Source organism: Paenibacillus sp. Pae15, assembly GCF_024519685.1.
Taxonomy (GTDB): Bacteria; Bacillota; Bacilli; order Paenibacillales; family NBRC-103111; genus Paenibacillus_G; species Paenibacillus_G naphthalenovorans.
Map to the genome: position 1 here is coordinate 109,913 of NZ_JALJRM010000016.1, position 8,026 is coordinate 117,938.

General features: G+C 50.5%; 12 protein-coding genes. 7 read left to right on the plus strand and 5 right to left on the minus strand.

The window, feature by feature from the left end:
* Nucleotides 1–86: 86 nt before the first annotated feature.
* Together NR121_RS14945 and thiO are read left to right on the plus strand one after the other, a co-directional pair.
* On the plus strand, nt 87–731 hold the full coding sequence (locus tag NR121_RS14945; RefSeq protein ID WP_062410830.1) for a thiamine phosphate synthase: 645 nt from the start codon (nt 87–89) through the stop codon (nt 729–731).
* A complete protein-coding gene (gene thiO / locus NR121_RS14950) occupies nt 728–1,885 on the plus strand; it encodes a glycine oxidase ThiO (protein WP_054819060.1) in 1,158 nt (385 codons plus the stop codon). Before NR121_RS14945 ends, thiO begins: the two co-directional genes overlap by 4 nt.
* Here the strand turns inward: thiO and NR121_RS14955 are convergent.
* Nucleotides 1,880–2,545 carry a tetratricopeptide repeat protein gene (locus tag NR121_RS14955; RefSeq protein WP_054819059.1) on the minus strand — a complete coding sequence of 222 codons (666 nt, stop codon included), beginning with the start codon at nt 2,543–2,545 and terminating at the stop codon, nt 1,880–1,882. The genes thiO and NR121_RS14955 overlap by 6 nt on opposite strands.
* A 272-nt stretch (nt 2,546–2,817) precedes the next feature.
* On the opposite strand from NR121_RS14955, the gene NR121_RS14960 reads away from it, so the two are divergent.
* Both NR121_RS14960 and NR121_RS14965 read left to right on the plus strand, forming a co-directional pair.
* A complete protein-coding gene (locus tag NR121_RS14960) occupies nt 2,818–3,075 on the plus strand; it encodes a hypothetical protein (protein WP_054819058.1) in 258 nt (85 codons plus the stop codon).
* Nucleotides 3,076–3,204: 129 nt separating this feature from the next.
* A complete protein-coding gene (locus tag NR121_RS14965) occupies nt 3,205–3,831 on the plus strand; it encodes an FMN-dependent NADH-azoreductase (protein WP_062407061.1) in 627 nt (208 codons plus the stop codon).
* 207 nt (nt 3,832–4,038) lie between these two features.
* Here the strand turns inward: NR121_RS14965 and NR121_RS14970 are convergent, their stop codons facing one another.
* Together NR121_RS14970 and NR121_RS14975 are read right to left on the minus strand one after the other, a co-directional pair.
* On the minus strand, nt 4,039–4,356 hold the full coding sequence (locus NR121_RS14970) for a hypothetical protein (RefSeq protein ID WP_062407059.1): 318 nt from the start codon (nt 4,354–4,356) through the stop codon (nt 4,039–4,041).
* A gap of 198 nt (nt 4,357–4,554) precedes the next feature.
* Entirely contained in the window at nt 4,555–4,782 is a 228-nt protein-coding gene (locus tag NR121_RS14975; protein ID WP_054819056.1) for a DUF2642 domain-containing protein, read from the minus strand.
* A 111-nt stretch (nt 4,783–4,893) separates the two neighbouring features.
* On the opposite strand from NR121_RS14975, the gene NR121_RS14980 reads away from it, so the two are divergent.
* Complete coding sequence (locus tag NR121_RS14980; RefSeq protein ID WP_062407057.1) at nt 4,894–5,325, plus strand: MarR family winged helix-turn-helix transcriptional regulator; 432 nt, start codon at nt 4,894–4,896, stop codon at nt 5,323–5,325.
* A 30-nt stretch (nt 5,326–5,355) separates the two neighbouring features.
* On the opposite strand, the gene NR121_RS14985 is transcribed toward NR121_RS14980, so the two are convergent.
* Complete coding sequence (locus NR121_RS14985) at nt 5,356–5,874, minus strand: DUF2062 domain-containing protein (protein ID WP_054819055.1); 519 nt, start codon at nt 5,872–5,874, stop codon at nt 5,356–5,358.
* Between the two features lie 173 nt (nt 5,875–6,047).
* Between NR121_RS14985 and NR121_RS14990 the strand changes: the two genes are divergently transcribed.
* Nucleotides 6,048–6,233, plus strand: coding sequence for a hypothetical protein (locus NR121_RS14990; protein WP_054819054.1), 186 nt, complete (start codon nt 6,048–6,050; stop codon nt 6,231–6,233).
* 106 nt (nt 6,234–6,339) lie between these two features.
* Here NR121_RS14990 and NR121_RS14995 read toward each other — a convergent pair whose 3' ends face one another.
* A complete protein-coding gene (locus NR121_RS14995) occupies nt 6,340–7,548 on the minus strand; it encodes an MFS transporter (protein ID WP_062407053.1) in 1,209 nt (402 codons plus the stop codon).
* Between the two features lie 186 nt (nt 7,549–7,734).
* Here NR121_RS14995 and NR121_RS15000 point away from each other — a divergent pair, with 186 nt between their 5' ends.
* Entirely contained in the window at nt 7,735–7,863 is a 129-nt protein-coding gene (locus tag NR121_RS15000) for a DUF6254 family protein (protein WP_235594236.1), read from the plus strand.
* The last annotated feature ends 163 nt before the right edge of the window (nt 7,864–8,026 follow it).

Genomic DNA, 8,026 nt, shown 5'->3' on the forward strand with positions numbered 1-8,026 from the left:
CAACTGGAATAAACGCTTTGACGCCGTCAAAGCGAAAGCGTTATGATGAAGTTAACGAAAGAGTTAAGGAAAGGGTCCGATCTTTGATGATCAGTAGACTGCATGCGCTGCACATCATCACCACGGGACGGCAAGAGCTCGAAGAGGTGGCCGCGATTCTGAAGCGGTGCCCTGTGTCGTTCATCGATGTGCTGCATATACGCGAGAAGCACCGGAGCGCACACGAGCTTGTGCAATGGCACGCGATGCTGAAGCCCCTGCTCCCTCAAACAAAGGTAGTGCTGAACGACCGTATGGACGCTGCGCTTGCAGCCTCGGCGGACGGGGTGCAGCTCACTGGGAACAGTCTGTCGCCTGCAGAGGCACGGGCTATCGCCCCGACAGGCATGACTATCGGCTGTTCTGTGCATTCTGCCAATGAAGCGGCGGAAGCATCCCTCCAAGGCGCGGATTACGTCATCTTCGGCCATGTCTACCCTACGGGCTCGAAGCCGGGAATCCCCCCTAAAGGCATTGCCGTCCTGAGACAAACTGTGATTGCCGCAAACGTGCCGGTCATCGCCATCGGAGGCATCGAGCCGCAGACCGTGGACGACGTTCTGTCCACCGGTGCCGCAGGCGTAGCTGTACTGTCTTCCGTCCTGCTGCACTCTGACCCTGTCGGACAAGTATACGCTTACCGTGAGGCGCTTGATCGGACCAAGCACAAACCAAGGAGAGGATTTACATGAGCACGGCAGCACAACAAACCGGCGGCAGGACATCGGCCCCCACCGCAATCATTATCGGAGGAGGCGTCATCGGCTGTGCAGCGGCCTTCGAACTGTCCAAGGCCGGTTATGCCTGCACCCTTCTCGACAAAGGGGCTATTCATCAGGAAGCGTCTACTGCCGCCGCAGGTATGCTCGGGGCCCAGGTGGAAATACATCAGCCCGGTCCGTTCTACGAGCTTTGCCGCCAAAGCCAGGAGATATATAAAGCCTGGATCGATGAGCTTGAGCAGATCGGCGGCGTAACGGCACAATACATCGGTAAGGGAATACTTCGCGCCGCCCTGACGGAAGAAGACGAGCTTGAGCTTCGCAGCCGTCTGTCGTGGATTCAGAACGCCGACTGGATGAAGCCGGAGGACATGCGGCGGATGGAGCCAGAGCTTTCCGCTGAAGTGCGGGGAGGATTACATTTTCACGCCGATCACCAGGTCCATCCGGTCTGGCTCGCCAAATCACTTGGCGCAGCCATTGTACGGCAAGGCTGCCGCATCCGCGAATGGACGCCCGTATTCAAGCTGCTGACGGAGCCCGGCACCGGACGTATCTGCGGCGTTCAAACCTCGGAGGGCCCCCTGTATGCCGACATCGTCGTGCTTGCTTCCGGAGCCTGGAGTCCGGCATTGACCGGGCCGCTGGGCATCAAGCTTGATATGTTCCCCGTAAAGGGACAATGCATATCGGTCAAAACGGGAGCTCCGATCATCCGTTCAACCGTATTTACTCATGGCTGCTATATCGTACCGAAGCTGGACGGCAGCTATATCATCGGAGCGACGCAAGCGGAAGCCGGTTTCGATAAGCAAGTCACCGTAAAGGCCATAGCCGAGCTTCACGGCAAAGCGGCCGCGCTGCTGCCGCGGATAGAAGAGGCCGAATTTATAAGCTCCTGGGCAGGTCTGCGCCCCGGGACACGTGACGGGCTGCCGTATCTCGGCGAAACCAGTGAGCTTCCCGGATTGATTTTCGCCACAGGTCATTATAGAAACGGGATTCTGCTTGCTCCGGTCACCGGCAGAATTGTTGCTCAGATCGCGGCAGGAGACAAGCCTCTTGAGGATCTCAAGCCCTTCTCGCCAATGAGAGATTCCGCAAAAGCAACGGCATCATTATGATTTCAAACGGGCAAGCAGCGCCCAACGGCGTTCATGGCGCCGTTTGTATTTCGGAAGCCCCCGGTACAGTTCTACCGCCTCGCGGAACGACCGGCGGGCTTCTTCTTCTCTGCCCAACTTGCGGTATAATTGACCTAGCAAATAGTACGCTTCGCAAGAGGAGGAATTCACCTCACGGAACCGTTCCAGATATCCAATCGCTTTCTTTGCATCCGTATCCGCGAAGGCTTCGCCCAGTTTAAGATAAGGATCGCCGTATTTTACCCTGGGATTCAGTTGCACCGCCTGCAGGATCAAACGCTCTCCTTCTTCCACCGCTCCGAGCTTCAGCTTGCAGATTCCCTTCTCGCTCAGCACATCCGCAGAATCCTCCATGACCTCGCCTACCTGATCCAGCAGTTCAAGCGCAGCAGCGTATTTTTTTTGTTCCATATAGATTCTGGCAATATCCAGCTTGGTCGATGTATGGTGCGGACTCAGGCGAAGCTCCTCTTTAAGCTTCGACAAGCGCCGCGATCTCTTGAGAGGCTTGAGCACGCTCGGTGTCATTCCAATAAAGCGGCGATCCAGCAAATAAAAAAGGATGATAACCACAATAATGGCCACAAAAGGATTGCCCAGAACCCACCACAACAAGGAAAAAATCAATAATTTGCCCATTCTTCATCACTTCCTGCCTTCATATCATTTTAGCCGATTGTACCATATTTTGCTGTAAAGTGAACAATACACGAACGCTGGCGCGATCCGCCATCCCAAAACCCTTTATTTTGCAGTATAAGCATGATATGGAATAATGATAAAAGAAACGGCAAAACATTTTAAAATTACCCGGCTTACCTGTGAACGTTCTCTGAACATGCAGGAATTCGGTGAATGGGTCGCGAATGGATGAGCTTATAAGGCAAGCCGATCAGGAGGACCGAAGGAATATGAATAAAGCACAAGCCGGCAAATGGCGGAAAACAAGGCAAATGGGAAAAGCGAAATATGTAATGTATTACGGAGTAGTGACCTGGGGACTGCTGCTGACCTTTCTCTTTACGGCTGTCGAATGGTTCTCCCAACAGTCTTTCAACGGATCATGGTTTACAATTCGTCTCGTGGTGTTTAGTATCGTCGGATTCTTCATTGCCAATTTTCGCTGGGATGCCAATGAAAGAACATTTTTGACCAAAGATGCAGAGTAAGGAGCCGGTTTGAGGCAAAGAGCTATATATAAATAATTCACTTGACTTTAGTAAGTGACATGGTTTATTATACTTACGTTAAGTAAGTTGTTGAACATTTAATTTCTTCATACTAAAGGAGGCTGCATCATGTCTAATGTATTATTTATCAAAGCGAACGACCGCCCTGCCGATCAGGCGATCAGCGTAAAGCTGTACAATACTTTTTTGGAGAGCTATAAAAAATCCCATCCGGCGGATCAAATTACGGAGCTGGACCTGTTCGCGGAAAATCTTCCTTATTACGACTCCACTTCCATGACCGGTATGTACAAGCTTGCTAACGGTATAGAGCTGACTGCCGAAGAAAAGCAAGCGACCGACATCGTTAACCGCTATCTGAACCAATTCCTGGCTGCTGATAAAGTGGTTATTGCTTTTCCATTGTGGAACTTCACTGTCCCTGCACAGCTGATCACATACCTGACTTACCTCTGCCAAGCAGGTAAAACGTTCAAATATACCGCTGAAGGCCCTGTAGGACTTGCCGGCGACAAAAAGGTAGTCCTGCTTAACGCTCGCGGCGGCGTTTACTCTGAAGGTCCGGCGGCTCAATTGGAAATGTCGCTTAATTACGTCAAAACCATCATGGGCTTCTTCGGAATCAAAGATATTGAAGTAACGGTTATCGAAGGACACAATCAATTCCCAGATCGCGCGCAATCCATCGTGGAAGAAGGACTGAACCAAGCTTCCAAGCTGGCTGCTTCCTTCTAAGGATACGCAAACGAAAAGACTCCCGGTCCGGTACGCCGAGCCGCGGAGCCTTTTTTATCCTATGCGCAAAAAATAACCCGTAATCGTTTGGATTACAGGCCGTCAAGGGATATATATTAAAAAGGGGGTCGATATTTATTATAGACCGGCAACATTAATATCAAATAAAAGACAGATTACAGTTTTGTTACAAAACAGCCGGGAAAGTCATCCTTTGGTGGACGCAGGCTCTCCGCCCGTTTTCTTTTTCATGACGAATTGGGCGAAAAACAGCAGCACTTCGTTGTTTACAAACGAAATCAATAATCCGAACAAGCCGAACATGCGTGAAAAATGGTGATCCGGTCCTGCAAACACCAACGCCCACCACCAGCAGGCAGGAAATGTAATGATCATGTTAACCGCAGTTCCCGCCAAAAAAGACCAAAGAAGCTTCCCGGTTTTGATCATGGAGCCGATTCCTACCAGACCTGTCAAAATACACCCGGCCCCCAGGATGAGCCAATATATGGAGTCATATGTCAAGGCGATTCACTCCCCAAAGTTGACCTAACATGCAGCGCTTCAACCACAAGATTACCATGAAAACGTTGGCCATACAACCAGCCTTCTCCGATTGTCTTGAAACTGTCATTAGTTTGGGGACAATGTCGATGATCATCATCGCATTACAAAAACCGTTCGCATGTTTCACGCAAACGGTTTGTGTTTGAATGGACAGATTCATACCGGCATGCTCCAGACGATTTGGAAAATTCGGACATAAACCGGCTTTCCGTCAGCTTGCTGCACCACGACATGATCCGGCTTTACATCCCTCAAGTCTCCGGAAACACTCCCCTTGATCGTCTCAACCACCAGCTTTTTGCCGAGGACAGCTCGAAGCGCTTGGACGACGAACGGGTCTACCTGAAATACCGGCTGAGGCTGGACGACATGCGGTTGGTTCATTATGTATAAATCCTCCTCATATCATTTACATTCTCTTGCACATATGCTTCGGGAATTTAGGCTATTCGTGGTACAATAGTTTATATAGACCGGTGAATGAAGGGGGATTCCATGACAAGCCGTCAAGACTTATATGAGTTGGAAGAAACATTCAGACAATTATTTCGCAGGATAAGAACAAGCTGGTCCCGATTTGAAGAACAGGGTGTATCGGCTTCCCAAGCGATTATTTTGGAAAAATTGAATAGCGACGGGCCGCTCAAGGTGTCCCAAATCGCCGAGGCGCTGTGGATTACTTCCGGTGCCGTTACAACGTTATCCGACAAACTGATTGCCGGAGGCTTTGCCAAAAGAACCCGGTCGGAGGAAGACCGCAGGGTTGTCATGATGGAGATTACGGATAAAGGCCGGGAAGTCATCGAAGCCTTGAGAGCTCATAAGAAGAGAGTGGTCGAGGCTTATTTCGGGGATTTACCCGAAGAGGATGTCCGTCATTTAACCCGCATTTTCAAACAGATATTAAGCAGGGAAGAAATATTATAACCGCTGGCCGCTGCCGCATCTAAGAATTACTTAAGAACGCAGTTTATTAAGCAGCGGTACACGGTATCTGTTGAGAATGGCCAGAATAACATAGTAGCCTATAACAGAGAATACGACGCTGTTGATCAAGGCGCCCACTGTAAAATCAATGCCTATCTGTGCCCGGCTTTGAACGTTCTCTGCAGCTTCCATATACTCCACTTCATCGATTTCGATTTCCGCAGGAGTATGTCTGCTGAAGAGCAAAGATACGAGCCCGCCGATTTTATAATTGAGGTAGAACAGGGCCGGCCAAAGAACGGAACCGACGGCGGCGGATGCCAGAGCGGCCGTTACACTGGCCTTAAACAAACGCGCGAGGGCGGCTGAAAGAAAGGCTCCTATGCCGAAAGTAGGCAGCCAGCACGGAACAAAACCGACAACAAGTCCAAAGGCGACATGACGGTCGGCCGATTTTACCCGGAGCAGACGGATCAGGGTCAATCTCCATTTTCTTGTCCATTTCATCATTCCGTCTCCATAAGATCTGATAAAACGAATAGGAGCCATGGTTTACCGGGCTCCTATTCGTTTTAGCCTTTTTATGATGTTCATTTCCATTATAGCCGCCCATTCGGCCGCTGACAAGGATTAGCCATCATAAATTCCGCATCATCGGGATCAACTCTTGGAGGAACGGTTCATATGATAATAGCAACAAAACCGAAAGGGAGCGTGTCCGTATGTACCATACGATTCAGCTTCTGATGTGGTTGGCGTTGTTCGGAGCGATCCTCATTGGATTTATCGTCGTTTTACTTCAACTTCTTGCGAACGATTCAACGGAGTACGATATGGAATTTTTGTGGAATCATCGGTATACGCTGGAAGACTTGCATTTGAATCAAGATGGCAATAAAAATGAATGAATGTCGGAAGACGGCCCTGCTGGCCGTTTTTTGTTTACTGCATAATAAGCATGATCAGATACGCTCCAATGTTCGCTTCGCTTGATTGATCGGGGAACAGCCCTGCTTATCCCCCGGAGTCTTGGGCCGAAGCCGATGAGCCGTCTTTTCCTTCCACCGACCGCGAAGCTTGAAGCACCAGAACAAACATCAGCGCATAGAACAGAACCAATGCCCACAAGGCCTGTTGTATGGACAGACGTTCCATAAGCCATCCCGTCAGCAGTGGAACGAGTGCGCCGCCAACCCCGCCTGCCGCGATCAGCATGCTGGTGATCCGTTCCTCCCTTCCACGGAAGAACTCGTTGGCATAAACAAGCGCAACGGCAAACATGCCTGACATCACAAGTCCAAGGAGCAGAATCAGCGTAAAGCTGGCTGCTGCTCCGCTTGCCATGTTAAATCCGGCCAAAATTACGGCGCCTCCTAAAGACCCGAGCAGTAAATAACGGGTTTTGCCTACCTTCTCCGCCAGTTGAGCGGCAAATAATCTCCCGACGGTTATTGCGCCCCAGAAACAGGTTGCCCCGAGTGCTCCGATCTCCGGTTTAACCCCGACATTCTCAACAAGTATGGACGGCAAGAAGTTGGCCACGCTCATCTCGGTCCCTACATAAACCACAAATACAAGTAAAAACAGGATCAACAGCGTCCAGGAACCGCCGCTCATTCTCAGCCGGGTACGGGCTTCTGCGGCCTGTCCCCCGTCCTGCCGTCCCATCAAACTCTGCATTCTGCCCAGAGGCAGCTTCGCCCAAAGAACCAGTACGATCACGGAAAGGAGGCTCAAGCTCAGGAAAGCGCCCCGCCACCAGCCGGCGGCGATGAAGGCGGAAGAGAAAAGCGGCATCAATAGAGCGCCTAAGCCGAAAAATACCTCCAGCCTTGCCATGGATGACGTTTTTTGACTGTCCTCCATATATTGAATCACTAAAGCACCGATAATGGTCTCCACCATTCCGAATCCGAAGCCGGCCACGGGTGCGACGGCGAGCACAAGCCCCCAGGCCGGCAGCGAAAAAAAGACCAGCTGCGCTGCACTCAGGCAGAACAGACACATCAGGATAGCTCCCCTTTTCCCAAGCTGTCGGGCGCACCATGGGCCTGCGAGCACACCGATCAGAAACCCCGTGAACTGAAACGATACCAGAAGACCGCCATCGCTGTAATCCTTGTTATAGTAAACCAACATTTCAGGAAGAAGAGATCCCATAATGACATGGGCCAATCCGATCAACAAATACGACAAACAACCGTTCCAAAAAAACGCCCTCATCTACTCCACCCGTTCTTAAGCTTCTTTTGATTGTATCTGACCTGCAGCTGCGTTTTAAAGCAAACATCTTTGCGGCAGCGCGTACCGGCTCGTGAAAATTTAGTCAAGCATAAAACCTCTTGAGCTCCGCCATGCTAAAAAAGCAAGACCACTTTATTTAACGTGAAGCAAAGGAGCTGACAAGGGATGAGCCATTCCAAACGACGTGAGGAAAACCAATGGAAAATCCGTAAGCAAACTCAGCGGCCGCACGGTAAAATCAAGTCTCTTGCACAATACTCGGCTGAATACGATGCGGAACATCCGAAAGAGTAACCGAGTAAGAGAGGGCGGCTAACCCCCGTCCTCTCACCTATGAAAACATGCAAGTCCCTTGTTCAAAAAATCTGTATTGCTTGTGGATCGAAAAATGGCAATAACAAACTGGACCGGGCCATTTTCGTTTTTTGACCCTGCCTGCATTTTCCCTGGCTTGCTT